Origin of the sequence: Tuberibacillus calidus DSM 17572 (genome assembly GCF_000430685.1) — a bacterium.
GTDB lineage: Bacteria > Bacillota > Bacilli > Bacillales > Sporolactobacillaceae > Tuberibacillus > Tuberibacillus calidus.
Window position 1 is genome coordinate 15,928 of the sequence record NZ_AUMM01000034.1, and the last position, 24,481, is coordinate 40,408.

Genomic DNA, 24,481 nt, shown 5'->3' on the forward strand with positions numbered 1-24,481 from the left:
CTACACTCTGTCAATGCGTATGTCTAAAATTTTAAAATCTAGATCAAACACGATACGCCGCGTCGCTTCATCAAAGTTTGGCGTTTTATATTGGATATCTTTGTGGCCAATGCCATCCTGCTCGTCATCATCCCCGATCTTAACAGTCGTAATACTCGCTCCACCTCTCACCATGAAAGCGACATCTTCCGGAATAAGGATATCAATATCCCCCACCCATCCGGACAGGCGGATTTCCGTTTCGCGATCGGGAATATAAGCAACCGTAAAATCAAATGCATAATCGCCGATCATCGCCGATAGCGACAAAGGCTCCACTTGCCAATTTGGCTCGTTAAACGCAAATTCCTTTACCAAATTTAAGATGGATGTCCCTTTTCCATATATTCTTTTGCCATGCTTGGGATGTGGCGGAACCGGAATATCGTCCATCCAGTGTTCAGATTTTAATTTTTCTTTCAAGTACTTCTTATAACTTTTCCGGTCATGACCATCCGGAAAGTCATCCATCCACTTTGCGGATTTTAACTTTTGTTTCAAATACTTTTTATAACGTTTCCGGTCATGACCATAATAGCTGCCGCGAAAGCCGCCAAGCATTTCCAAACCTAAATAAACCAAAAACAAGGGCCAAAGTCGCCAAAGATCGCCCCAGTGAAAAGTGACATAGCCTAAAGCATTGGCGAGCAATAAACCCCCATAAGCTGTTCCGAATAGTCCCATAAACCAGTGAGGCTTTCTTCCGCGAAAGAGTGGTTGGAAAATAGACCATAGGCCGTAGAGAAAAATAATTCCCTCAATCAGGATTAAAAAAATTGATCCGAAGCTGTAGTCAATAAGACCCATATTCGAGGCAACGAGCCATCCACCGATAAAGATAAAAATCAATGCAACGAGTAAGTTCCCGAAGGCTATACCTCTCATCTTCTTCACTCCAATGCTAGCAGAAAATCAAAGCTAGCGAACTTTTTCAATAGAAGCATAGAAAAAATCATTGATCTTTTCTTGTCTATTACTATAACGCCCTTTGCCACCGTTTGGAATAACCCTCGGGTTGTTTTTTCTCTCCGTCTTCAGTCGGAGGCCGGAAAAAGTACGTCACACAAAATGGGCGTTTGACATATTGTAAGATACAGCCAAAAAAATGGGAGGCATCTCTTATGGGCATCGAATTAACCGCGCTCCATTGGGTTTACCTCATATTCATCATCGCCATCATCGGGGTCATGGTCATGCGGCGCGACACGACGCTTGTTTGTCTCATCGGCATTTTCATCCTTGGCCTAGTCGCCACCTCATCCGTCGTTACAGCATTGACAGGTGTCTTTAACAGTTTGATATATGCGATTACCCAACTTCTCAGCACGATTTTCGTCATTTCTGTCATCGTCGCCATGAGCCGTGTCATGATGAAAACAGGGATCAGCGATGTGATGATCCGTCCGTTTGCAAAGCTAATAAAAAATTCAACCACGGCTTACTGGGTCATCGGGATCGTCATGATGATCATCTCTTGGTTTTTCTGGCCGTCCCCCGCTGTGGCACTTCTGGGGGTCGTCCTCCTTCCGGTCGCACTTAGGGTGGGGCTACCCGCATTAGGGGTGGCGATGGCGATGAACCTTTTCGGTCACGGCATAGCCCTTTCTGGAGATTACATCATACAAGGGGCACCGACCTTAACCGCCCAAGCGGCAGGCATTCCAGTATCCGAAGTGATGCGTGCAAGTGTTCCGCTTGTCATCGTCATGGGCGTCGTCACAACCATCGTCGCTTTCTACTTTTTGAAAAGAGATATGAAAAACGGGACATTGAAGGTAACTGACGAGGAATTGTTATCTGCAGAAACCGGAAAAGGGGATCAAACAGACGCTCTTTCGCCAAAAGCAAAAACCTTTTTTGCCTTGCTGATTCCGATCCTTTTGATCTTGGATGTTGTCGGTATGCTGGTGTTCCATCTTCAAGGTGGGGATGCAACGAGCCTCATCGGTGGCACCGTCATTTTTATTTTAGCCGCCATTTCCCTTTCGGCACATCATAACAAAGGCCTTGAAAAAATCACTTCTTATTTAATTGAGGGTTTACAATTTGGGTTCAAAGTTTTCGGTCCCGTCATCCCGATTGCTGCATTTTTTTACATGGGAGATGCCGGCTTCGCAGCGGTGTTCGGGCATGTATTGCCTGCGCACTCAGAAGGGATCGTCAACGACCTGGGCAATGCCCTCGCCCAGTCGGTTCCGGTAAATAAAGAGGTAGCCGCAGGAACCTTAACGGTTGTCGGGGCGGTGACGGGGTTAGATGGTTCAGGTTTTTCGGGCATATCGCTCGCAGGTTCTGTCGCACACTTATTTGCCGCAGCGATTGGAAATGGCATCAGCACCCTTACCGCTCTCGGGCAAATCGCTGCCATTTGGGTCGGCGGAGGAACTTTGGTTCCGTGGGCTTTAATTCCTGCAGCAGCTATTTGTAACGTGGATGCCTTTGAACTCGCTCGACGCAACCTTGTCCCCGTCATCATTGGTCTCATCGCAACGACGATTGTTGCCATGTTTCTCATCTAAACGTATAAAAAACAGAGGTTGGCCCAAATGCATATCCCGCCAATTGGGGTCCAGCCTCTATTCGTATTTTTATAGAATGGTACAGCTTGTAAAAAAGATAAGATATTTATTAAATACGTCTTTATTTTTTTTGCTGTTTTTTTCGTTCCCTAAACCGCCGGACTTTCATCAAATTGCCGCACATTTTATCATCACAATAGCGCTTGGAATGGTTCTTTGTCGCGTCATAGAAGACCCACAGGCAGTCCTTATTGTCACAGATTTTCACCCTAGATAAATGCCCCTCAATCAATGAATGGATAAAAGACGTAACAATCGCCTCGATGACACGGCTCCATCCTTTTTGGGTTGTTGAGAACACCAGGCGCCAACCATCCTCGCTTTTGACGAGCTCCCTTACTACTGGTGATTGTTGTAAATAATCATTTAGTAAGAGAATGTCCTTTTCGTCCACATCACCGCCTGAAGCCACACTTTCTGTCACCCGGCTGAGAAACGCGCGCAATTGGGTGAGGTGCTTGAAATCTTCTTCGTTTAAATCAAGTCCTGATTCCAGTTCCCATTTATTTAAAAAGGAGGCTCGCCATTCCGCTTCAAGCAAGCGGTCACGAGAGGGTTTTCCTGTCCCGCGCCAATCCCTCCAAATGCTGTTTAAAAAATCGATCCATATGAACTCCATAAGACACACCTTTTTTCTTGTACTGGCAAGAAAAGTATAAAATTTTTTCTGACTAGAATAAAAGCAACTAGACTTTGCCTACGTCAAAAAACTTGTCTGATCAATTTTTCTGTATTGACCCATGTAAAAGTTATTGTTATGATGACTTTGTAACCATTAAAAATAATTTTACTGGTTACAAAACTATTTTACTGCACCTGAATGATAAATTCCAGTTGGGCAAAGGAGGATAACAATGAACGCCATCCAATTGATTCAAAAACTCAGGGACTACAGTTGGGATGAAGAAGCATGGCAGCTCCCACTGGCACCCGCCATCGAAGGCATTTCGGCAAGCGTTGCCGCATGGCAACCGCCGGGCGGCGGCAATACGATCTGGCAAACCGTCAACCATCTCAACCACTATAATCGTCTAATGGTCAAAAGGTTGAGAGGCATTCAAGCTTCGTCAACCGCTCGAAACAACACGGAAACATTCGGTGCACCTGGCGATCCCAATGACCAAGAGGGCTGGGAAAAGACGGTCGCAGAAGCCAAAGCGATTGCGCAAGATTTGAAAGAGGTTTTTGCTACCTTAACGGAGAAAGATTTAGAAACCGATGATCTCGGCGAAAGAATCGCCGATTGGATCATGCACGATAGCTATCACACCGGACAAATCGTCTTGTTAAGAAAAATGCAGGGCTCCTGGCCGGCCACACGTGAAGGTTGAGGCCTACATACTCAGGCACCGGCGAATATTTGGAGGTTAAGACATGAATTGGATCGTAGAGGTACCGAATGATTTTAAATTCGAGACGACCGCAACCGGGCACGGCTGGTATCGGCTCGCTCCGTTTCACTATGATAACGACCAAAAAACCCTTTATAAAGTGGAAGAACTTGAGAGCGGAAAAGTGGTGCACATCACCATCGCACCATATGGCGAAGACGCCGTCACCGTTTCGGTTAACGATGGCGTACTGGATGATTCAGAGCAAGCCGAAATTCTACAAAAGGTGCGCTGGATGCTCCGCCTAGACGAAAACCTACAGCCTTTTTATGAAAAATGTCTCCAAATCCCGGAAATGGCTTATGTCGCTCATGAAAAACACGGGCGTTTGCTGCGCTCCTCTACGATCTTTGAAGATATTGTCAAGGTGATGCTGACGACCAATACCACATGGAACCGAACGATTTCTATGGCCGCCGCCATCGTCAACAAAATGGGAAAACCACTAGAAAGCCACCCTGAATTAAAGGCGTTTCCGAAGCCAAGCACCTTTGTTGAAAAAGGAGAAGCGTATTTAAAAGAAGAAATCCGCCTCGGTTATCGAAGCGGTTACTTGTACGAATTGGCTTTAAAAGTGGCATCCGGTGAACTCGATTTAACGAAATGGAAAAACTTGCCGACAGAACAACTGATCAAAGAATTGAAAGCCATTAAAGGCATTGGTCCCTATGCCCAAAGCACATTGCTGATGATTCTTGGGTCATACAGCGAGCTCCCGGTTGACAGCGAGTTTCGCAAGCATGTCGAAAACAAATATTTTAAAGGAAAAAAAATGACTGCAAAAGCCGCATCCGCTTTATACAGCGAGTGGGGCAACTATAAATACTTGGCGTATTGGTTTGACAGGCACCCTTAAACCGTGCCTGTTTTGTTTACCTTACGTTTCACGTAACTATAAGTAAAAGCGTAAATGAGCGCGAGACCGACTAAAAGAGTAATCCCCGCGATTTCCAGGCTTCGGCTTATAAACAGAGTGAAAAGGCTAAAGATAACCATTTGTACCAATAATACGGTGCTGTATATATGAAGAAAACTGCTTTTTAAATATTTTTCGGATAGCGTAAAACTCGTGGACGAACTCGCAAAATATTCGTTATAGAGTGCTGTTAGTTGACTAGCCGTAAGATACGTAAAAACCCAAGCGACAATGGCTGACGTCACGCCTTTCGGGAGTAGGATCATGAGCAGGATGCCAATGAGAAGAAGTCTGAACCAAATCCCCAAATATTCACCGGAACGAATGAATGTTTTAAGGTAAAACTTTTTAAATACCTGTGCTTGTCCATAACCGTAAAGCTCGGTAAGCCCCGTCAACCATCTTCTCGGTTTCATGCGATTGCGCATTTTCGGTACATCCGTAATCATGTTAGCCAATCGGTAAAACCGCTCAAGCTGCCGTTTTTCACCCGCAAGCAACTTGTCCCATTTCAAGAGGTGTTTGGACAGAGGCTGAATGATGCTCAAAGTCAATACAACAATGGCAAGAATGACGATAACAACCGCCCACCACGGCGTTTTAAAAAGAACCATCCCGATAAAAACGATCGTCAAAAAGCCTCTTAAAAGATCATATAGCGTGCTCTCTAATACATGTTGTTCTTGCCAGACCGCATAAAGATTCCAGGCTTTCACAGCAAAAAGCAGGACGAGAATGATGAGGTATCCCATTATATCCGAACTAACGGTATGGCGATAAAGCGGCATGGCAATCGCCCAGACAAACACGATGCTAGTGCCTTGAAGCAAGCCATTATAGATTAAAGCCTGGCGAAAATAGCCCGCCAATTGTTTTTCAACCGGTAATAAAAAAACGAGATCCGCCGATTTTAGGAAAGTTCGTAACGGCGTGCGAAAGACTAAGATGCCAAAGACAGCGGTCAATATCCATTCGGTCGGAAAATCGGATGACAGCCCTTTAATCCAGCGTTGGTAATAGACACCGCCACCTAAAATAAGGATATAAAGCGAAAACATAAAGCCGCTGTTACCAAGCAATTTTAAATATCGGGACGCTTCCTGCCAAAATTCTCCGCGCCGCACCATCCATAATTGCTTTATTTTTTCCATGGCTCTTCACCTTTAGCCACAGCAACATAGAGATCGTGCAGAGTAATCTTCGGGTCGCCAACCTTCTGTCTTAATTCCTCCATCGTCCCTTGCATGGCAATCTTTCCTTGATGTAGGAGTATAAACCGATCGCAATATTGTTCGGCTGTCGATAGGATATGGGTCGACATGAGAATGCCAGAGCCTTTTTCTTTCATTTCCACCATCAAATCCAAGAGGGCTTGAATAGCCAGCGGATCCAAGCCGACAAACGGCTCGTCCACGACATAAAGGGCCGGTTCGACGAGAAAGGCGGAGAGGATCATGACTTTCTGCTTCATGCCCTTGGAAAAATGGGCCGGAAACCACTTCAACCTATTCGTCATTTGAAACATTTCCAAAAGTCCCGGGAGTCGTTTTTCATATACCTCTTTTTTTAAACCATATGCCATCGCCGTTAACTCCAAATGTTCGCTCAGTGTCAATTGTTCATAAAGACTTGGCGTCTCGGGAATATAACCGATCCGCGAACGATAACGATCGGCATCCTCTTGAATGGTCTGACCGGCAATTTTAATAACACCTTCTGTCGGTTCAAGAAGCCCTAAAATATGTTTGATCGTCGTGCTTTTCCCCGCTCCGTTTAAACCGACTAGGCCGACAAGCTCCCCCTGATTCACATGAAAATTTAAATCATGAAGCACTTGGGCTTTTCTCGAATAACCGCCGCTTAAATGTTCCACTTCCAAAATCGGTTTTCCCATGACTTTACTCCTTATTTTTAACTTTCATTTCTTTTTATTTTCTCAAAACCGGCGGCGGAATGCCACTCATCTCCCCGAAAACAGTGACAAAAGGATATCTTTCCTAACCAATATAAAAAGCCGGATGCCATCCGAACATCCGGCTCCAGTTGGTTATATCATAAGTGATGAAGACTTTGGCGATTGGGCCAAGTCAAGGAATTGCGGAATGCGGCTGGCATCGACATTGCCGCCAGTAATCATGACACCAATCTTATTACCTCCAATCAAATGAGGTTTCGCAAGAAGTGCTGCTAAAGCGCTAGCCCCCGCCCCTTCCACGAGCATTTTCTCACGCTCGAGCATCAAAAGAATGGCGCAGGCAATATCCCGGTCACTGACGGTGATCATCTGATCAACGTAACGCTCAATTATAGGAAATGTGAGGCGCCCCGTTTCCTTTACCAGAAGACCATCGGCAATAGACTGCACAAAGGGCAAGCGCTCATCGGGCGCTCCGTAAAAGCGCTTGTAAGTGGCTTGCGCTCCTTCTGCTTGAACCCCGATTAGTTTTATTTCAGGATGCGTCTCCTTGACGGCAACGGCCGTGCCCGCAAGAAGTCCACCTCCGCCGACCGGAACGATGATGGTATCCAGTTCCGGGCATTGCTGCAACATTTCAAAGGCGACCGTCCCTTGGCCTGCTATAACATGCGGATCATCAAACGCATGTACGAAGGTGCCGTTAGCGGATAATGCTGCATTATAGGCTTCCTGATAAGTTTCACCGATCAAAACAACTTTTGCCCCATAGCTTTCCGTTGCCTGTACCTTTGCCTTAGGTGCTGAAACAGGCATATAAATTTTTGCAGAGAGTCCCCTCATCGTACCGCTTAAAGCAACGCCTTGTGCGTGATTGCCAGCCGAAGCGGCCACGACTCCTTGGCTAGCCTCACGATCCGTAAGCGAAAAAATTTTGTTCGTTGCGCCGCGAATTTTAAAAGAACCAGTCTTTTGTGCGTTCTCCATTTTCAAATAAACGGTTTTCCCCGTTAAGCGATCGATGGTTTTCGACCGTTTCAGCGGCGTGCGATGAACGATGGAATATAAGCGCTCCATCGCGGTTATTACATCTTGTAGTGTCAAGCAATTCCCATGTTTTCACCCTCTTCTTTCCACTTTTCTTCAAAAGCGCGAATTTTATCTTCCAATTGCAATGTCAGAGCGATTTCGTCCCAGCCATTTAGTAAGCATTGTTTTCGATACGGGTCTATGTCAAAGCGAGCGGTAAAATGGAATGCCTCGCAATGAACGGTTTGTTCGGGTAAGTCCACCCTAACTTTGAGGGAACCCACCTCTGCTTTTTCCATCAGAAAAGCGGTTTCCTCCTCTGAAAGAACAATCGGCAAAATACCGTTTTGTAAACAATTATTATAAAAAATATCGGCAAAACTCGGAGCGATGATCACTTTAAAGCCAAAATCAAGGAGCGCCCAGGGTGCATGCTCTCTTGAAGAGCCGCAGCCGAAATTGTCTCCGCTGACAAGGATCGATGCCCCTTTATATATCGGATTGTTTAAAACAAAATCCGACCGCTCATTTCCTTTATGATCATACCGCCAATGATAAAAGAGAAACTGACCGAAGCCTTGGCGCTCAATGCGTTTCAAAAACTGTTTGGGCACGATTTGATCGGTATCCACGTTGGCCCGATTCAGCGGACAAACTTTGCCTTCATGCACACGAATCGGTTCCATAACCATCCCCCCAACAGAATTATTTTCTAAAACTTCTGACACGAAAGGTTGTATTTAGATACACCTTTACCATCATGAAATCGTAATGGTTTCTTCTTGGTTCAAGCGGTGGACGGGGATGAAATGCCCGGCAATCGCCGCAGCTGCCGCCATTGCGGGGCTGACGAGGTGCGTCCTTGAACCGGCACCTTGGCGTCCCTCAAAATTCCGATTGGATGTCGACGCTGCCCGTTCACCTGGTTGCAAAACATCATCATTCATGGCCAAGCACATGCTGCATCCAGGTTCGCGCCATTCAAACCCGGCCTCTTTGAATATGCGGTCCAACCCCTCTCTTTCTGCCGCTTTTTTCACCGAGTGTGAGCCGGGGACGACGATGGCTTTGACCTTTTCATGGACTTTGCGACCTTTGACAATTTCAGCAGCAATCCGCAAATCGCTGAGACGCGAATTCGTACAGGAGCCGATGAACACATGGTCAATGGCGATCTCTTCTATCGGTGTGCCCGGCTTCAATCCCATGTACTCCAAAGCTTTTTCTGCAGCTTTTCGCTCGGATGGTTTAGCAAAATCATCCGGTGAAGGCACCCGCCCCGATATCGGCACACACATGGATGGATTCGTCCCCCATGTGACCTGGGGCTCAATGGTCGAAGCATCCATTTCAATCGTTCGATCATAGACCGCCCCATCATCAGTTTTCAATTTGAGCCACGCCTCAGCTGCTCGGGAAAAAGTCTCTCCCTTTGGGACATATTTTTTCCCTTCCAAATACTCGATCGTTTTTTGATCGGGGCTGATCATTCCGGCCCGTGCCCCTGCTTCAATGGACATGTTGCAAACCGTCATGCGTTCTTCCATTGACAGATTGCGGATCGCTTCACCGGTATATTCGAAAATGAAACCCGTGCCTGTTTTAACCCCAAATCGAGCAATAAAGGCGAGAATGATGTCTTTTGCACTCACTCCAGGTCTGATGCGCCCGTTAATCTTTACTTGCATGGTTTTCGGTTTCGATTGCCATAAAGTTTGCGTAGCCAGAACATGTTCCACCTCGCTCGTTCCAATGCCAAAAGCGAGAGCACCGAAAGCACCATGAGTAGACGTGTGGCTATCTCCGCAAACAATGGTTTTTCCCGGCTGGGTTAAACCGAGTTCCGGTCCGATGACATGGACAATGCCTTGGTCAGGATGATGGATATCCGCAAGCGGAATGCCATATTCCCGACAATTTTCTGCAAGGGTCAACATTTGCTTTTTGGCAATTTCATCGTGAATGACATGGCGGTTTCGCGTCGGCACATTATGGTCCACCGTCGCATAAGTCAAATCAGGACGCCGAACCCGTCGTCCGGAAAGCCGTAACCCTTCAAAAGCCTGCGGAGATGTGACTTCATGAACAAGATGCAAATCAATGTAGAGCAAATCGGGTTTACCTGGTTCGCGATGAACGACATGACGTTCCCAAATTTTATCAATAATCGTTTTTGGTTCCATCATCTTCCTCCTAAAACCATGCATCTTTATTGAAATGTTGCCATGATGCCAGCGATCACTTCATCCTCACTCAAATGGTCAAGGATTTTGCGAATCATGGTCTTCGTGTTGACGATCACTCCGCCGGACACAGCCAAATCAGGCGTATGGTAACCCGCTTCAAGCGTCTCATAAACGGCCAGCTCGATGGCATCGGCTTCCTCAACCATATGGAACGAGTATCTCAGCATCATCGCTGCCGATAAAATCATGGCCAGCGGATTGGCTTTTCCGGTTCCAGCGATATCAGGGGCAGAACCATGGATGGGTTCGTAAAGGCCGACGTTGTCCTCTCGCAAACTCGCCGATGGCATCATTCCTAAAGATCCGGTCAGCATACTAGCTTCATCGCTCAATATATCGCCAAACAGATTTTCCGTCACAATGACATCGAAGGCACGCGGTGTTTGAATCAACTTCATCGCTGCCGCATCGACGAGCAAATGCTCCACTTCAACGTCAGCATAACGGCTGGCCGTCTCCTCAACGACTTCCCGCCACAATTTGCTGGACTCTAACACATTGGCTTTATCGACAGAGGTGAGTTTCTTTCGCCGGGTGCGCGCCAACTGAAAGGCTTTTTCAATCACTCGCACCATTTCGTGCTTCGAATAGCGGAGCGTATCAACGACTTGTGGTTCGGTTTCGCCAAATCGACCGCTTGGCTTTCCGAAATAGATGCCGCCCGTTAATTCCCTGACCAACACGAAATCGATGTTTTCAACTACTTCCCGCTTTAATGGCGAGGCACTGATCAATGATTGTACCGCTTTTACAGGGCGGAAATTCGCAAAAAAACCCATTTCCTTTCTCAGCCCGAGCAATCCTTTTTCCGGGCGGAGATGGCTTGGGCCACCCTCCCATTTCGGCCCTCCAACCGCCCCAAGTAAAATCGCATCGGCTTCACGGCAAATACGAAGCGTTTCCTCGGGAAGGGGGACACCGTAACTGTCAATGGCAGAACCGCCGATTTTCCCTTCCACAAATTCAAAATGGTGATGAAACCGTTTCTCGATGACGCGTAAGACATCAAGTGCTCCAGCCATGACTTCTTTACCGATGCCGTCACCTTCAAGGACAGCGATTTTCTTTTTCATGCGAAACCCCTCCGTTCCAGGCGATTGGTATGAAGTGAGAACCAAAGTCAATCAACAATGTTGGCTAAATTTGGATTTGCTCCTGATCGACGCGTTCTCTCCCCAAAGTCCGATTGACCGCATCTAGGAATGCCCTTGCGCTCGCTTCCAGAACATCCTGGTTGGTCGCCCGGCCGCCGGATGTCACATCATCCCGCTTAATGCGCACAAAAGCTTCCGCTAGGGCATCACGGCCGGCCCCGATGGATTTTAGTTGATAGTCTTCAAGATAGACGTCCCCACCAATCATCCGCCCCAACGTATTGTAGATGGCCTCCACACTTCCTGCCCCTGTTGCCGCATCTTCCAATCGTTGACCGTCGGGACTTATCAGCGCTACAGTCGCCGTTGGTGTGTGGTTGGTACCATATTGAACCTGGACGGACACGAGTTCATATTTCTTGACATCCGGAGAAGCCGTTTGGCGATCGGTCAAAATCGTGAAAATATCATCATCCGTCACATTTTTCTTGCGGTCTGTTAAGGCCTTGAAGGCGCGGAAGGCTTCATTTAACGCCGCTTCATCCAATTCGAAGCCCATCGCTTCCACCTTTGTTTTAAAAGCATGACGTCCGGAATGCTTGCCAAGCACGATGCTAGATGTTGAAACGCCAACCATCTCCGGCGTGATAATTTCATAGGTTGATTTTTCTTTCAGCACACCATCTTGATGTATCCCTGACTCATGGGCGAAGGCATTTTTACCGACAACCGCTTTATTTGCTTGAACCGAAAGCCCCGTCAATTTACTGATCAAGTCACTGGACCTTTTGATTTCCTTGAGGTTCAACCGTGTTTCCGCTTGATAAAAATCTTGCCGGATTTTCAAGGCGACCGCGATTTCCTCTAACGAAGCATTGCCCGCTCGCTCACCGATACCATTGATCGTTCCTTCCACTTGCTGTGCCCCAGCTTCGATGGCCGAAAGCGTATTGGCTACCGCCATCCCCAGGTCATCGTGACAGTGAGCGGATAATTTAGCTTTATGGATGTTTGGAACATATTCCAACATGTATTGAAAGAGCCGACCATACTCCAATGGTGTCGCATATCCCACCGTATCAGGGAGATTGACCACATCGGCGCCACTCGCGATAACCGCTTCAATAACCTTTGCTAAAAACGCCCAGTCGGAGCGGCTCGCATCTTCTGCAGAAAATTGCACTTTCGGAAAAAACTTTTTGGCATAACGCACCGATGCTACAGCCGTCTCAAGCACTTGGTCCGGCGTCTTTCTTAGTTTATAAGTCATGTGAATTGGCGATGTGGCGATGACAAGGTGTAGGCGCGGTTCTCTGCTTACCCTAAGCGCTTCCCACGCCGCATCAATGTCCGAACGATGCGCCCGCGATAGACCTGTTACAGATGAATGTTTCACCGTTTTGGCAATTTGTTTGACCGCTTCCAAATCCCCTTTAGAGGTCGCCGGAAATCCCGCCTCAATGACATCGATGCCAAGGCGTTCCAATTGTTTGGCGATTTCAATTTTCTCTTGAATATTCAAATTAACACCTGGAGTTTGTTCGCCGTCGCGCAAAGTGGTGTCAAAAATCTCAATGTTTCGCACCGGTGACCACTTCCCTCTCTTCTTGAATATGTTTTTGCACAAACGGCATAAGCGCCCGTAACTTTCGCCCAACGACTTCGATCGGATGATTTTTTTCACGTTCATTGATGGCATTAAACTGCGGACGATTCACTTGATTTTCTAAAAGCCATTCTTTGGCAAATTTTCCGCTTTGAATATCTTTTAGAACATCGCGCATTCTCGTTTTCGTGTCTTCATTGATGATGCGCGGTCCGGACACAAAATCTCCCCACTGCGCGGTATCCGAGACGGAATAGCGCATGCCGGCCAAGCCATCTTCATATAACAAATCAACGATCAGTTTCATCTCGTGAAGACACTCAAAATAGGCAACTTCTGGCTGATACCCGGCCTCTGTAAGTGTTTCAAACCCCGCCTTAATAAGCGATGTGAGTCCACCGCACAACACCGCTTGTTCGCCGAACAGATCGGTTTCGGTTTCTTCTTTAAACGTTGTCTCTAAAATGCCGGCTCGCCCTGAGCCAATGGCTTTAGCGTAGGCAAGAGCCAAAGCCTTCGCTTCGCCGCTTGCATCTTGGTGAACGGCCACCAGGGATGGGACGCCTGCCCCTTCCTTATAAATGCGCCTCAACAAATGTCCGGGAGCTTTAGGTGCTACCATGAACACATCAACGTGTTCCGGAGGGACAATTTGATTGAAATGAATATTGAATCCATGTGCAAAGACAAGGGCTTGACCCGGGCGCAGAACAGGTTCAATAGATGTCTCATAGATTTGTGTTTGCCGCTCATCCGGTGCCAATAAAACGATCACATCCGCTTGTTCGCTTGCTTCAGAAACTGAAAACACCGAAAACCCATCGGCCTCCGCCCGTTGAAAGGATTTCCCTTTCCGTAAGCCGATGACAACCTCACAACCGCTGTCGCGCAAATTTTGCGCATGGGCATGGCCTTGTGAGCCATATCCAATGACCGCTACTCGTTTGCCTTTAAGCACATCTCCTTGAATGTCTCCGTCATAGTACACTTTTGTCAAAGTTTCCACTCTCCCTTTTATCAAAAATTTTTATTTAAAACCGCCCCTAAATAACGGAGCGCGGTTTTATCTCTGTCACCGAGCGTTGTCTTCCCCTCGGTAAAGCGGTGATGCCTGTGCGTGCCAATTCTTTGATGCCGTACGGTTTTAGCATCTCGATGATGGCGTCATTTTTATCGGCATCCCCTGTGACCTCGATCGTGACGCTTGTCGCGCTCACATCGATGATGGAAGCTCGAAAAGGCTCAACAATCGCGCGAATTTCGCCCAAAATTTGCGGGTGGCATAATACCTTTATTAACACTAATTCCCTCGCAACGATCGCTTGATCGGTCAAATCGGAAACCGAGAGACAATCAATTTGCTTATTCAGCTGTTTAATGAAAGGATCCAAATGGATGTCATCATCGATCTCAACAACGATCGTCATTTTTGAGCATCCCGGTTTTTCTGCCGGACCGACTGAAAGGCTCTCAATATTCCATTGCCTTTTGGAAAACAATCCGGTCACGCGATTTAACACACCACTTCGATTTTGGACAACAACTGTGATGATTCGCTTCATGGTTTCACTCCTGTCATTTCATGAAGGCCTTTGCCGGGAGCGACCATCGGATAAACGTTTTCTCTCCCATCGACCCGGCAATCAATTAACACGGGTTCCTTATTGGGTAAAGTCGTTTTCAGAACATGTCGGAGTTCCGCTTCGTTCTCGACTCGGAAGGCTTGGATGTCATAGCTTTCTGCCAGTTTTACAAAATCGGGCTGTACGGGAATAAGTGAATGGGCATAGCGACTGCCATAAAAAGCTTCCTGCCACTGACGGACCATTCCGAGCGCCTGATTATTGATGATAATGATTTTCACCGGAAGGCGAAGCTCTTGAAGGACGGATAATTCCTGCAAGGTCATCTGAAACCCGCCATCACCAATAATGGCTATCACGGTTTCATCGGGGGCAGCAAGCTGAGCGCCAATGGCAGCGGGTAACCCGTACCCCATTGTGCCAAGCCCCCCTGAAGTCACCCAGCGGCGCGGCTGGTTAAAAGTAAAATATTGAGCCGCCCACATTTGATGCTGACCGACATCCGTCGTCACTACGGCTTCCCCTCGGGTTTGTTCATACACTAATTCCACGACTCTCTCAGGTGCTAGGGCGTTTTTTCCGGATCGATACCAAAGCGGGAATTCGTTTCGATACCCCTCAAGTTGTTTCAGCCATGTCTCCGCTTGCTGTATAGGCGGATCCATTTCATTCAATTTCTCAAGCGCTTCTCGCGCATCGGCAACGATTGGGATGTGAGTCGGCACGTTTTTGCCGATTTCCGCTGGATCGATGTCGATATGGGCGATAACGGCCTTTTTGGCAAAATAGCTTAAATTTCCCGTCAGCCGATCATCAAAGCGGGCGCCGATATTGATGAGCAGATCACAATCGTAAAGCGCCATATTGGCGGCATAAGTCCCATGCATGCCAGCCATACCGAAGAAGAGAGGGTGCGCTCCAGGAAAGGCGCCCAATCCGAGCAGCGTACTCACGACCGGTATGTTTCTCTTTTCAACAAAGCTTAATAGCGCTTGAGAGGCTCCCGCGTGAATGACTCCCGCTCCAACAAGAATGACCGGTTTTTTGGAATTTCTGATTTCCTCCGTCAGTTTTTGCAGATATAAGACATTTGGTGCCGCAACCGGTGTATACCCCGGTAAAATCATCTCGCGCTTTTCTTTGACAACCGCCGATTCCGAAGAAATATCTTTCGGAATATCGATCACAACCGGTCCTGGCCTTCCGGTTCTAGCGATATAGAATGCCTCCTTCACCACTCGCGGCAGTTCCTCAACACGGCGAACTTGGTAGTTATATTTCGTAATCGGCGTGGTAATGCCCATCACGTCGGTCTCTTGGAACGCATCGGTTCCAATCACATGTGTGGCCACTTGTCCGGTAAATACAACCAAGGGGATGGAGTCCATCATCGCATCAGCAATGCCTGTGACGAGGTTGGTTGCCCCCGGTCCCGAAGTAGCGAGCACGACACCTGGTTTTCCGCTCACCCTGGCATACCCTTCCGCCGCATGAACCGCCCCCTGTTCATGCCGTGTTAACACATGGTTAATAGAGGCCTTGTAAATCGCATCATAAATCGGCAACACGGCACCGCCAGGATACCCGAAAATCATTTCAACGCCTTCATCAACGAGCGCACGAATGAAAAGATCGGCTCCCGTTTCCGCTTCCGAATGCCTTTGAACCGTTGTCTCCGCCTTTAATTCCACTTTTTGTCCCTCCTGTTTCAAATTGAAAAATGATAAAAGGCCTTTCCACTCCCGTACCCCAGCCTGAATGCGATGGGATAAAGGGGTGAAAAAGCCTTTCCACGGTACCACCCTTTTTCACGGACGCCCTCACGAACGCCGCCTCAGTGACTTGTGAGCCGATTTGCCACCTATCTCGCTTTATAAAACAATCGGGCTACTCGGTCGACCACAAGTCAGGTTTGGATAACGGGTAACCAGTTAACCCGATTTCTCCTACTCAATCATTTTTCAGAGAAACACTCCGGGGTGAGAGAATAACAGGTGACATTACCGCTTTCCACCAACCAGCAGCTCTCTGTCAATGTCTTAAGCCTGCCTTCGTTATCCCCTTCAACGCTTTCGCAATATTTGCTTTAAAACCGACGTTTTTTGCGCGTTTTTAGATGTTTATCTCTTCAAGCGTCATTCATCGCTCTCAGCTTCTAGATTTTTAACACCCCGCCCGTATTGGCGCTCGTCACTAACTTCGCATAGCGGGCAAGCCATCCGTGCTTGATTTTCGGCTCTGGAGCCTGCCAGCGCTTCCTTCGCGCCGCAAGTTCTTCTTCGTCAACGAGCACGTTAATCGTCCGGTTAGGCAAGTCAATCATTATCTGATCGCCATCCTCAAGCAAAGCAATCGGCCCGCCTTCAGCCGCTTCCGGTGAAATATGCCCGACGCAAATGCCCCGCGTCGCTCCAGAAAAACGTCCGTCAGTGATGAGCGCTACATCTTTTCCTAAACCTCTGCCAACGATGGATGAGGTTGGGGCAAGCATCTCCGGCATTCCCGGACCACCTTTTGGCCCTTCATAACGAATGACGACGACATGCCCTTCTCTTACCGTGCCATCCTCGATCCCTTTCTGTGCTTCCTCTTGTGAGTTAAAAATGATCGCTTCACCGATAAAAGTTTTGACACTTGGATCAACAGCGCCAACCTTAATGACTGCGCCATCGGGAGCGAGGTTCCCGTATAAAATCGATAATCCGCCGGTTGGACTGTAAGCTTTATCAAGCGGACGGATGACATTTTCATCCACAATCTTGGCATCTTTTACATTTTCATAGAGCGATCGTCCGGTGATCGTAATTCGTTCTTTATGAATTAACCCGTCTATTTTGCAGAGCTCACGGATGATGGCACTGACACCGCCGGCTAAATGCACATCATGCATCGAGTAATCCGAAGCCGGGCTGATTTTTGCCAAGTAAGGAACCTTTTCGGCAATTTGATTGACCCGCCGTAAATCGTAGTCGATACCCGCCTCATGGGCTAAAGCTAACGTATGCAAAATGGTGTTGGTCGAGCCTCCCATCGCCATATCCAATGCCAAACAGTCATCGATCGCTTCTTCGGTAATGATGTCGCACGGACGGATATCTTCTTCGATAAGGTGCATCAGGTAATGGGCGGCTTCGCGAATTAGCCGATGGCGCTCGGTAGATGTTGCAACAATGGTGCCATTTCCCGGAAGCGCCAAGCCAAGCATTTCCAACATTGAATTCATGGAATTAGCGGTAAACATCCCCGAACATGACCCGCACGTTGGGCAAGCGGCGGTTTCAAGTTCTTCTAATTCGGCGACATTTATTTTTCCAGCCTGGTGCGCCCCGACCCCTTCAAAAACCGAGACGAGGGATAATGGTTTTCCCGTCTTTGAACGTCCGGCCTCCATTGGCCCACCCGACACGAAAACGGCGGGGACATTCGTGCGTGCTGCCGCAAGAAGCATACCAGGCGTGATTTTGTCACAGTTGGGTATATAAAAAACGCCGTCAAACCAATGGGCCTGAATCATTGTTTCTGCAGAATCGGCAATTAATTCCCGGCTCGGCAGCGAATAGCGCATGCCAATATGCCCCATGGCGATGCCGTCGTCGACGCCAATCGTATTAAATTCAAACGGTACGCCGCCCGCTTCCCAAATCGCTTCTTTCACAACATCGGCAAATTCCCTTAAATGTTTATGCCCTGGAACAATATCAACATAAGAATTACAAATGCCAATGAAAGGTTTGTTCATGTCCTTTGTTTTTACTCCAGCAGCGTGTAGCAGACTGCGATGGGGGGCGCGATCGACCCCCTTCTTAATCGTATCGCTGCGCATGGGGCCACCTCCTCGCTTCCTTTCACCCTTAAAAGCAGTAAAGAGTCGCGTGAAAAGAAAAAAGTGTAAAGAACTTCCACAACCATACTGACCATGGTCGCCTTTAAACTTTTGTTTCGGCTATTTCTCAAATCAATTTTGTTGTGGACATCATAACGCCGATGCCGCGGAAGGTCAATACCCTTTTTCATAAAATATCAGCAATTTTGATTTATCTAATAAAATTGAAATCGCTTTCATCCTTGTTCCATCAGCATTTTTTGCAAAACAATATTTTTTTAAAAATTTTTTGAAAACGCTTACGAAAAATTCGTGTTTTTAGCACCACTATAAATTCCTGGAAACCACCTGACTCTTTTTTGTCAGTTTATCGTTTCTGTAGAATTATTTTTATAAATTTCATTTATATACATACTTCTCCTAGTCAGTTATTTTTTAGTGTGATGGCTTAAACCGCTCGTCCTTAGACTCTTCACAGATAGGGGCGATAGGACTTTATGTGATGATTTCCCGGTTCTTCTTTATAGATCGCGTTTTTGGGTTGTCATGGTCGATGGGCATTGGTAAAATTTAAAGAAAACTCGGCTTTGCTAAAGGAAACTTGGCTCTGCTAGAGGAAGAAAGTGCCTAAGTTGACCTTATGCAGGTCTGGTCAAAAACCGGTGCAAGTCTTTAGTCGGAGCCATAGTTACCCTAATACTCGCCTGAAAAACAACCTATTTCTTACCAGTAGATAAAAGACGTAGGGAGGAATGGTCATGTCGCATGATCCAAATTGCATTTTTTGTAAAATCATCAACGGGGAGATCCCTTCTGCCAAAGTTTACGAGGATGAAAACGTCTATGCGTTTCTTGACATCAGCCAAGTAACAAAAGGGCACACGCTTGTCATTCCAAAAGAGCATTATGCGAACGTTTTTGAATTGCCGGAGGATGTTGCTGGAAAGCTTTTTTCTGCCGTTCCGAAGATCGCTAATGCCGTCCGCGAAGCATATCAACCGATCGGCCTAAACTTGTTAAATAATAACGGGGAAGCCGCCATGCAAACGGTCTTTCATTACCATATCCACATTTTGCCGCGGTACGGGAAAGGTGATGGCTTCGGCTTAGTTTGGAAGCCGCATAACGACGACTATACCTTCGATGATCTCCAAACCATTGCTTCTGAAATTGCCGAAAAACTTTGATGCAACAGAAGTCGAGCAGGCGAAGTTTTTACCAAAAACCTACGAAGAAAGCATTCGTCAGATGGCATGACGTTTTTCCACCAGTCTCCTTAAACGTCACGCCATATTAAAGAGAGGCATACACCTTTTATCCATGGTCCTTTTGGAGCATTGTCCAACTTTGCCATATGGTACGGATGGCCTTTTTTCACTTTTTATTCATGGTCCTTTTGGTGCAATGTCCACCATCATCGCGCATGAAGTTTTTTATCTCCAAAGGCGGAAATTTAACTTGTGCGTTCCATTCAGGGTGCGACTTTGATATAATAAGATCAAATGCCGAACGAATAAATATCGGCAAACAGGCGGCGATGTTTTTGCGATAAGCATGAGCGCATTATCGAAGGATATCGTTGTCTTGAGAAGAGGAGAGATGAGAATGAGTCAAGTTTTGAAGTTGATTTTAATCGCTTTATTTATGGCCATTGGGACAGTCTTACATGCCGTTGTTCCGAGTTTTCCAATGAAGCCAGACCTTTTGTTATCGATGATGTTCCTTGCGATCTTCCTGTTGAGTGATCGTAAGAACTTTCTCGTCATCGGTCTCGTGGCCGGGCTCCTTTCCGGGCTGACGACGACGATACCTGGCGGGTTTTTACCGAACGTCATTGATAAACTCATTACCGCTTCGGTGATCTTTGGGATCTTTTCACTGATCCGCAATGTCATTCCGAAATATGTCAACGCCCTTGTTTTAACGGCGCTTGGCACCGTTTTAAGCGGCACGGTATTTCTAACATCACTAGCGCTTATTATCTCTTTGCCGCCGGGAACAAGCTTCCTCGGATTATTTTTAGCGATCGTTTTACCAACGGCAGCGATTAACACCGTTCTGATGGCAGTGGTATTCCCAATCGCCCAACAAATCATGAAAAACAGCATTTCTAACCGAAATACCGTAAAAAAAGTTGGATAAAGATAATTGGGCTCTGCCAATCATTTGCAAAAGGCAGAGCCTTCGTTCTATTATACTGGCCAGAAAATCATCATAACGGTATAAAAATAAAGCCGCGGACCTTCCGCGGTTTTTTAAATGGAAAGATAGTATAAACCAGCATCATTACACCAAGGGTTTCTCCTTCACCTAACAGAAAGGATATCCCCTGCGTCTTGTTTGATTATTTAAGGAACCATGTCGTGAGCGCCATCATCAAAATGATGACCCCAATGAGGCCGAGGACCATGGTCATACGCTGCCGTTTTAAAATCGTGATATTTTTAAAAGCATAACGCTTCTGGTTTTGGATTTCTAAGAGCGTTCGGCCAATCAGCCCCAAGCCGATAGCGAATAAAAGAAAAAGGAAAAGTCCGCGCATTCCCCCACGCCCCTCCCCGGGAAATGTTGAAAACCGATCCCTACACGATATCGTGGAAGGCATCTTTGATGATATGTTTACAACCCCCCGGGCAATGTTCAAAAACCGTTCCCTTCACGACCCTTTATATTAAAATTATGCGTGTTATACTATAAACATGAAGATTTAGAATCTGTACATAACCACGAATGTCTTGGGAAACGTTTATAAATAGGCAAAAATTTGCGAGGTGACGGAAATGGGAAAAGCAACCTCCTTTCTATGCGGCTTTCTGACTGCCGGAGTGATTTCCAGCGTAGCGGTATTATTAAGCACACCGAAATCGGGTAAAGAATGGCGGAAAGAATTGAAAGAAAAATGGAATGATGCCGAATTTAGCATGACAGAAGTCAAAGTGGCAACAGAAACACTTAAAGAAAGCGTTGGAGAATTCGGCAGAAAAAGTCTACCTGCATTGAAACAAACCGTCCGTGACATCCAAGAAATCATAACGGTTTGGCGTGAAGACATTAAGCCGAATCTTGAGAGCATATCCGGACATTTGAAAGAAATGAAACCATCCGAACCGCCGTCTGATAAAAAATAAATCAGTGACCGGAACAGGCCCAAAGAGGCCTTTTTTTATACATTTTAAAAAGGGATTAGCACGTCAGTCCCAATGTTTCATCATCGGCATAAAAATTGTCACAAAAAATAAGGCCATTTGGGGTTGATTTTATTTAAAAACCACAGTAAAGTTATGCAGGTAATCCATTCTTAACAACATCGATTTGAAAGCAAAGGATTGAGATGATGAATTGCTTGAACTCATTTAATCTATATAAAGATTTTGGGACCGTGCGACTCTTTCTTCTGTCGTTCTTAGGCATGATTGGTTATTATATCGTTTATAACTTAGTATGCAATGGACTGATCGAAGCTCGAGAAACCGTACCGTTCCATTTTTTTATCTATTTTGCTTGTGCGCTCGTCGTCTACCCGCTTCATAAAATATTGCATGGCGTCCCCTTTTGGATAACCGGCTACAAAGCGAGCTTGACTATCGAACGGACGGGAATTTTACCGAGAATGTATTGCGTAATCAGTGGAGCGATACCAAAACGCGTCTATTTCCTCGGCATGCTATTTCCGCTGATATTTGTAACCAGTGTTTTGTCATTATTGAGTGTGCTATTTTCCACGGGGATTCTTTATTATTCCGTGATTGGTACCATCAACTTCGGCCTTGGCGTCTGTGACCTCCTATGCATGGTCCGTCTTGTCTCGGCTCCGAAACATGCTTTTATTGAAGAAGACCGTGACAGTTTACGCATCCTCATCAAACAAAACGCCTAACTAGTCCTTACGGTAAACATTGAAAAAAATGCGATTATTGGGTAGGTCCATGGTTTTTGCCTTAAGATAGAAGCGGTCTTGGATGACAATGCGATTCATGTCAACATAAATCTCCTGTTTGTCAGGAAGAACCGTGATCCACTTGGGTAGCCCAGACCCCGCGCGAATGAATTTAAGCACTTCTGAAGCTGGGAGGGCCAATCGGCCTAATTTGATTTCTTTTTCTCTCAGAACGATGTTCCCAAGCCGGTCGACATCAGGGTGAAACGACATCGCGAAAGGTACATTGATCCCCAACACTTTTAATTCACCATTGATGTCGAGCGTATCGCTTAAGTCCACCTGATAAGATAAATTCCCCGACGGGTGTTTGGCAATTTCCGCATTCACCCACTTCACAAGTTGTTGCTTGTCCGCTTGAACCGTAAAGACTGGTTTTTCAGACGTAAGCTGCCTCGGGTTCTTTGGCAGCTTTTCACTTTCTTGAAACGGAATCACAAGTAGGGCAATGATCAACAATATAATGAACACATCAAGCCCCACCAATATTAAGAAGGCTTTTTTCCACTTGTTCATGTTTACACCTCTTTTAACCTTACTCATTATGCTTTGAAGGAGACCGCTTTTTTATGAAAACTTCCCTCAGCAGTAGCCAATTGCAAAAAGCTGACCGGAACGATACTTGCGCCCTTTCCATAGATCAGAGACATTCCCCATCATCTTTTCACTTACCGAATCAGACTACCATTTTACGTGCTTTTTTGTTAATCTTAAATTACGTGTTTTTGTTGGAGGTTTGTGAGATGATTACGATCGCCTTTATCATCTTCGGCGCCCTTTTTCTTTTTGTGTTAAACGGCTTGTCCATTGCTTTTTGCAATAAAAGAGAAATGCCCGAAGACCATCAGCATCATTTTATACGACTTATCAATGTCCTTGTGACGATTATGCTCATTAGCAGCTATTTTGAATTGTTGCTCCGCCTCGGTAAACCGCTTTAATAGAGAAGAGCTAATGATGATACATATTGGGATTGTGTAATCATTTACAATTTTTGTTTGAAAACTCAACCCAAATCGTAAAATATGTTATATTATATTTGATTCAAATGTCCAAAGAAAATTTAAACGGAGCTAGGAGTGTCGACATGAAAAAATTGGCAGCCGCCATTGCGGTAGGATTTGGATTAATCAGCATGACAGCTTGCGGGAATAGCGGTAACGATCCCGTTGTAAAAACCGATGCTGGAACGATCACACAAGAGCAATTTTACAACAAGTTAAAAGACCAAGCGGGAGACCAAGTGCTACAAACCATGGTCTATGAACAACTGCTGTCCAAAAAATACAAGGTCACCGATAAAGAAATCGATAATAAAATTAAAGAGCTGATGGAACAAAATAAAATTTCCGACCAAGACCAATTAAAATCCGTTTTGGCTCAAAACGGACAAACCATGGATGATTTAAAAGATAATGTTCGCTTGAATTTGTTGATTTTTAAAGCGACCACAGATGGCGTGAAAGTCTCGGACAAAGAAATGGAAGATTACTTTAACAAAAATAAAGATACACTCATGGAAGTGAAGGCAAGTCACATTCTTGTCAAAGACTTGAAAACCGCAAACGAAGTCGAACAAAAGCTTAAAAACGGTGAAGATTTCGCTAAGCTCGCTGAAACTTATTCGACGGATACCGCGACAAAAGATAAAGGCGGCGACCTTGGCTGGTTTCACAAAGGCGACATGGTTCAAGCCTTCGAGAAAAAAGCATTCAGCATGAAACCCGGTGAAATCAGTGAACCAGTGAAATCAGAATACGGTTACCATATCATCAAACTAGTTGCCAAAAAGGACAGCCTGAATGACTTTAAAGACCAAGTCAAAGAAGCTGTTCTGCAATCTAAAGCGAAAGATACACAAACCGTTCTGGACAAGCTCGTCAAAGACAATCATGTAAAAGTTAAGGACAATGACTTTAAAGATCTATTCAATACAACTTCAGCCAGCACATCGAAGTAAGAAAAACCGGGCATACGCCCGGTTTTTTAAGTAGGGACTACTGAACAACCTACATTTTGATCAAAAGCTTACCACTCGCAGTTTGTGACATGAAAATACCTGACGAATGATCAAGTGAAAAAAGGAAAAAAAAGTATCCCGAAGGATCTTTTCAAGGTTCATAACCAGAAACTGCAGGGCAATGACGGTTTCACTTGTCTGTCGAAGGCGTGCTCGAATAAGACCAAGCCCATATGTACGCTTGCCCTCGCCAAATTTGCCTTCGACGGCGTTCCGATCCAAGGCGTCCTGGTATTCTATTCGTTTTTGGGCGCTGTCTTCCTCACTGTCTTTTAAAGGCCGGCCCAGTTTCGGTCCGCTCAG

At 46.1% G+C, this 24,481-nt stretch carries 25 protein-coding genes; 9 read left to right on the top strand and 16 right to left on the bottom strand.

Annotation, left to right across the window (positions count from 1 at the left end; genetic code table 11):
• Positions 1 to 924, bottom strand: a complete 924-nt coding sequence (gene liaF / locus H532_RS0109780) for a cell wall-active antibiotics response protein LiaF (RefSeq protein ID WP_027725337.1) — start codon at positions 922 to 924, stop codon at positions 1 to 3.
• A 236-nt stretch (positions 925 to 1,160) separates the two neighbouring features.
• On the opposite strand from liaF, the gene H532_RS0109785 reads away from it, so the two are divergent.
• Positions 1,161 to 2,558 (top strand): membrane protein, encoded by a 1,398-nt coding sequence (locus H532_RS0109785; RefSeq protein ID WP_027725338.1) that lies wholly within the window; start codon positions 1,161 to 1,163, stop codon positions 2,556 to 2,558.
• 121 nt (positions 2,559 to 2,679) lie between these two features.
• Here the strand turns inward: H532_RS0109785 and H532_RS0109790 are convergent, their stop codons facing one another.
• The gene (locus tag H532_RS0109790; RefSeq protein ID WP_027725339.1) at positions 2,680 to 3,237 is read right to left on the bottom strand and encodes a CGNR zinc finger domain-containing protein; all 558 of its coding nucleotides are present in this window, start codon (positions 3,235 to 3,237) and stop codon (positions 2,680 to 2,682) included.
• A gap of 235 nt (positions 3,238 to 3,472) precedes the next feature.
• Here H532_RS0109790 and H532_RS0109795 point away from each other — a divergent pair, with 235 nt between their 5' ends.
• Both H532_RS0109795 and H532_RS0109800 read left to right on the top strand, forming a co-directional pair.
• Positions 3,473 to 3,949 carry a DinB family protein gene (locus tag H532_RS0109795; protein WP_038112074.1) on the top strand — a complete coding sequence of 159 codons (477 nt, stop codon included), beginning with the start codon at positions 3,473 to 3,475 and terminating at the stop codon, positions 3,947 to 3,949.
• Positions 3,950 to 3,992: 43 nt separating this feature from the next.
• On the top strand, positions 3,993 to 4,865 hold the full coding sequence (locus H532_RS0109800; protein WP_027725341.1) for a DNA-3-methyladenine glycosylase family protein: 873 nt from the start codon (positions 3,993 to 3,995) through the stop codon (positions 4,863 to 4,865).
• Here the strand turns inward: H532_RS0109800 and H532_RS0109805 are convergent.
• The 11 genes from H532_RS0109805 to ilvD all read right to left on the bottom strand — a co-directional run bounded on the left by H532_RS0109805 (position 4,862) and on the right by ilvD (position 18,221).
• Complete coding sequence (locus H532_RS0109805) at positions 4,862 to 6,076, bottom strand: ABC transporter permease (protein ID WP_027725342.1); 1,215 nt, start codon at positions 6,074 to 6,076, stop codon at positions 4,862 to 4,864. The two genes, H532_RS0109800 and H532_RS0109805, sit on opposite strands and share 4 nt — an antisense overlap.
• Entirely contained in the window at positions 6,064 to 6,819 is a 756-nt protein-coding gene (locus H532_RS0109810; protein ID WP_027725343.1) for an ABC transporter ATP-binding protein, read from the bottom strand. Before H532_RS0109810 ends, H532_RS0109805 begins: the two co-directional genes overlap by 13 nt.
• Before the next feature lie 153 nt (positions 6,820 to 6,972).
• On the bottom strand, positions 6,973 to 7,917 hold the full coding sequence (locus H532_RS0109815) for a threonine ammonia-lyase (RefSeq protein WP_038112091.1): 945 nt from the start codon (positions 7,915 to 7,917) through the stop codon (positions 6,973 to 6,975).
• Between the two features lie 23 nt (positions 7,918 to 7,940).
• Positions 7,941 to 8,555 carry a 3-isopropylmalate dehydratase small subunit gene (gene leuD / locus H532_RS0109820; RefSeq protein WP_027725345.1) on the bottom strand — a complete coding sequence of 205 codons (615 nt, stop codon included), beginning with the start codon at positions 8,553 to 8,555 and terminating at the stop codon, positions 7,941 to 7,943.
• A 72-nt stretch (positions 8,556 to 8,627) separates the two neighbouring features.
• Complete coding sequence (gene leuC, locus H532_RS0109825; protein ID WP_027725346.1) at positions 8,628 to 10,052, bottom strand: 3-isopropylmalate dehydratase large subunit; 1,425 nt, start codon at positions 10,050 to 10,052, stop codon at positions 8,628 to 8,630.
• 26 nt (positions 10,053 to 10,078) lie between these two features.
• Positions 10,079 to 11,188, bottom strand: coding sequence for a 3-isopropylmalate dehydrogenase (gene leuB / locus H532_RS0109830; protein WP_027725347.1), 1,110 nt, complete (start codon positions 11,186 to 11,188; stop codon positions 10,079 to 10,081).
• Positions 11,189 to 11,252: 64 nt separating this feature from the next.
• Positions 11,253 to 12,794 (bottom strand): 2-isopropylmalate synthase, encoded by a 1,542-nt coding sequence (locus H532_RS0109835; RefSeq protein ID WP_027725348.1) that lies wholly within the window; start codon positions 12,792 to 12,794, stop codon positions 11,253 to 11,255.
• Entirely contained in the window at positions 12,781 to 13,812 is a 1,032-nt protein-coding gene (gene ilvC, locus H532_RS0109840) for a ketol-acid reductoisomerase (protein WP_027725349.1), read from the bottom strand. Before ilvC ends, H532_RS0109835 begins: the two co-directional genes overlap by 14 nt.
• A gap of 46 nt (positions 13,813 to 13,858) precedes the next feature.
• Positions 13,859 to 14,377, bottom strand: a complete 519-nt coding sequence (gene ilvN / locus H532_RS0109845; RefSeq protein WP_027725350.1) for an acetolactate synthase small subunit — start codon at positions 14,375 to 14,377, stop codon at positions 13,859 to 13,861.
• Positions 14,374 to 16,089: an acetolactate synthase large subunit gene (gene ilvB, locus H532_RS0109850; protein ID WP_027725351.1), complete on the bottom strand. Its 1,716-nt coding sequence runs from the start codon at positions 16,087 to 16,089 to the stop codon at positions 14,374 to 14,376. Before ilvB ends, ilvN begins: the two co-directional genes overlap by 4 nt.
• A 464-nt stretch (positions 16,090 to 16,553) precedes the next feature.
• A complete protein-coding gene (gene ilvD, locus H532_RS0109855) occupies positions 16,554 to 18,221 on the bottom strand; it encodes a dihydroxy-acid dehydratase (RefSeq protein ID WP_027725352.1) in 1,668 nt (555 codons plus the stop codon).
• 758 nt (positions 18,222 to 18,979) lie between these two features.
• On the opposite strand from ilvD, the gene H532_RS0109860 reads away from it, so the two are divergent.
• Together H532_RS0109860 and H532_RS0109865 are read left to right on the top strand one after the other, a co-directional pair.
• Positions 18,980 to 19,408 carry an HIT family protein gene (locus tag H532_RS0109860; protein ID WP_027725353.1) on the top strand — a complete coding sequence of 143 codons (429 nt, stop codon included), beginning with the start codon at positions 18,980 to 18,982 and terminating at the stop codon, positions 19,406 to 19,408.
• Between the two features lie 418 nt (positions 19,409 to 19,826).
• Positions 19,827 to 20,363, top strand: coding sequence for a tryptophan transporter (locus H532_RS0109865; protein WP_038112080.1), 537 nt, complete (start codon positions 19,827 to 19,829; stop codon positions 20,361 to 20,363).
• A gap of 202 nt (positions 20,364 to 20,565) precedes the next feature.
• Here the strand turns inward: H532_RS0109865 and H532_RS0109870 are convergent, their stop codons facing one another.
• Positions 20,566 to 20,763, bottom strand: a complete 198-nt coding sequence (locus H532_RS0109870) for a hypothetical protein (protein ID WP_027725355.1) — start codon at positions 20,761 to 20,763, stop codon at positions 20,566 to 20,568.
• Positions 20,764 to 21,001: 238 nt separating this feature from the next.
• On the opposite strand from H532_RS0109870, the gene H532_RS0109875 reads away from it, so the two are divergent.
• Positions 21,002 to 21,349, top strand: a complete 348-nt coding sequence (locus tag H532_RS0109875) for a YtxH domain-containing protein (RefSeq protein ID WP_027725356.1) — start codon at positions 21,002 to 21,004, stop codon at positions 21,347 to 21,349.
• Positions 21,350 to 21,555: 206 nt separating this feature from the next.
• The gene (locus H532_RS0109880) at positions 21,556 to 22,098 is read left to right on the top strand and encodes a DUF3267 domain-containing protein (RefSeq protein WP_027725357.1); all 543 of its coding nucleotides are present in this window, start codon (positions 21,556 to 21,558) and stop codon (positions 22,096 to 22,098) included.
• Here H532_RS0109880 and H532_RS18465 read toward each other — a convergent pair whose 3' ends face one another.
• Positions 22,099 to 22,674 carry a YpmS family protein gene (locus H532_RS18465; RefSeq protein ID WP_051263251.1) on the bottom strand — a complete coding sequence of 192 codons (576 nt, stop codon included), beginning with the start codon at positions 22,672 to 22,674 and terminating at the stop codon, positions 22,099 to 22,101.
• 227 nt (positions 22,675 to 22,901) lie between these two features.
• Here H532_RS18465 and H532_RS19915 point away from each other — a divergent pair, with 227 nt between their 5' ends.
• Entirely contained in the window at positions 22,902 to 23,099 is a 198-nt protein-coding gene (locus H532_RS19915; protein ID WP_038112098.1) for a hypothetical protein, read from the top strand.
• Between the two features lie 146 nt (positions 23,100 to 23,245).
• Positions 23,246 to 24,118, top strand: coding sequence for a peptidylprolyl isomerase (locus H532_RS0109895; RefSeq protein WP_027725359.1), 873 nt, complete (start codon positions 23,246 to 23,248; stop codon positions 24,116 to 24,118).
• A gap of 60 nt (positions 24,119 to 24,178) precedes the next feature.
• Here the strand turns inward: H532_RS0109895 and H532_RS18470 are convergent.
• A partial coding sequence (locus tag H532_RS18470; protein WP_245566445.1) for a transposase occupies positions 24,179 to 24,481 on the bottom strand: 303 nt, incomplete at its 5' end.

Coding starts and splice junctions, on each gene's coding strand:
- liaF (WP_027725337.1), bottom strand. CDS start 924: ATGAGAGGTATAGCCTTCGGGAACTTACTCGTTGCATTGATTTTTATC.
- H532_RS0109785 (WP_027725338.1), top strand. CDS start 1,161: ATGGGCATCGAATTAACCGCGCTCCATTGGGTTTACCTCATATTCATC.
- H532_RS0109790 (WP_027725339.1), bottom strand. CDS start 3,237: ATGGAGTTCATATGGATCGATTTTTTAAACAGCATTTGGAGGGATTGG.
- H532_RS0109795 (WP_038112074.1), top strand. CDS start 3,473: ATGAACGCCATCCAATTGATTCAAAAACTCAGGGACTACAGTTGGGAT.
- H532_RS0109800 (WP_027725341.1), top strand. CDS start 3,993: ATGAATTGGATCGTAGAGGTACCGAATGATTTTAAATTCGAGACGACC.
- H532_RS0109805 (WP_027725342.1), bottom strand. CDS start 6,076: ATGGAAAAAATAAAGCAATTATGGATGGTGCGGCGCGGAGAATTTTGG.
- H532_RS0109810 (WP_027725343.1), bottom strand. CDS start 6,819: ATGGGAAAACCGATTTTGGAAGTGGAACATTTAAGCGGCGGTTATTCG.
- H532_RS0109815 (WP_038112091.1), bottom strand. CDS start 7,917: ATGGAGCGCTTATATTCCATCGTTCATCGCACGCCGCTGAAACGGTCG.
- leuD (WP_027725345.1), bottom strand. CDS start 8,555: ATGGAACCGATTCGTGTGCATGAAGGCAAAGTTTGTCCGCTGAATCGG.
- leuC (WP_027725346.1), bottom strand. CDS start 10,052: ATGGAACCAAAAACGATTATTGATAAAATTTGGGAACGTCATGTCGTT.
- leuB (WP_027725347.1), bottom strand. CDS start 11,188: ATGAAAAAGAAAATCGCTGTCCTTGAAGGTGACGGCATCGGTAAAGAA.
- ilvN (WP_027725350.1), bottom strand. CDS start 14,377: ATGAAGCGAATCATCACAGTTGTTGTCCAAAATCGAAGTGGTGTGTTA.
- ilvD (WP_027725352.1), bottom strand. CDS start 18,221: ATGCGCAGCGATACGATTAAGAAGGGGGTCGATCGCGCCCCCCATCGC.
- H532_RS0109860 (WP_027725353.1), top strand. CDS start 18,980: ATGTCGCATGATCCAAATTGCATTTTTTGTAAAATCATCAACGGGGAG.
- H532_RS0109865 (WP_038112080.1), top strand. CDS start 19,827: ATGAGTCAAGTTTTGAAGTTGATTTTAATCGCTTTATTTATGGCCATT.
- H532_RS0109870 (WP_027725355.1), bottom strand. CDS start 20,763: ATGCGCGGACTTTTCCTTTTTCTTTTATTCGCTATCGGCTTGGGGCTG.
- H532_RS0109875 (WP_027725356.1), top strand. CDS start 21,002: ATGGGAAAAGCAACCTCCTTTCTATGCGGCTTTCTGACTGCCGGAGTG.
- H532_RS0109880 (WP_027725357.1), top strand. CDS start 21,556: ATGAATTGCTTGAACTCATTTAATCTATATAAAGATTTTGGGACCGTG.
- H532_RS18465 (WP_051263251.1), bottom strand. CDS start 22,674: ATGAACAAGTGGAAAAAAGCCTTCTTAATATTGGTGGGGCTTGATGTG.
- H532_RS19915 (WP_038112098.1), top strand. CDS start 22,902: ATGATTACGATCGCCTTTATCATCTTCGGCGCCCTTTTTCTTTTTGTG.
- H532_RS0109895 (WP_027725359.1), top strand. CDS start 23,246: ATGAAAAAATTGGCAGCCGCCATTGCGGTAGGATTTGGATTAATCAGC.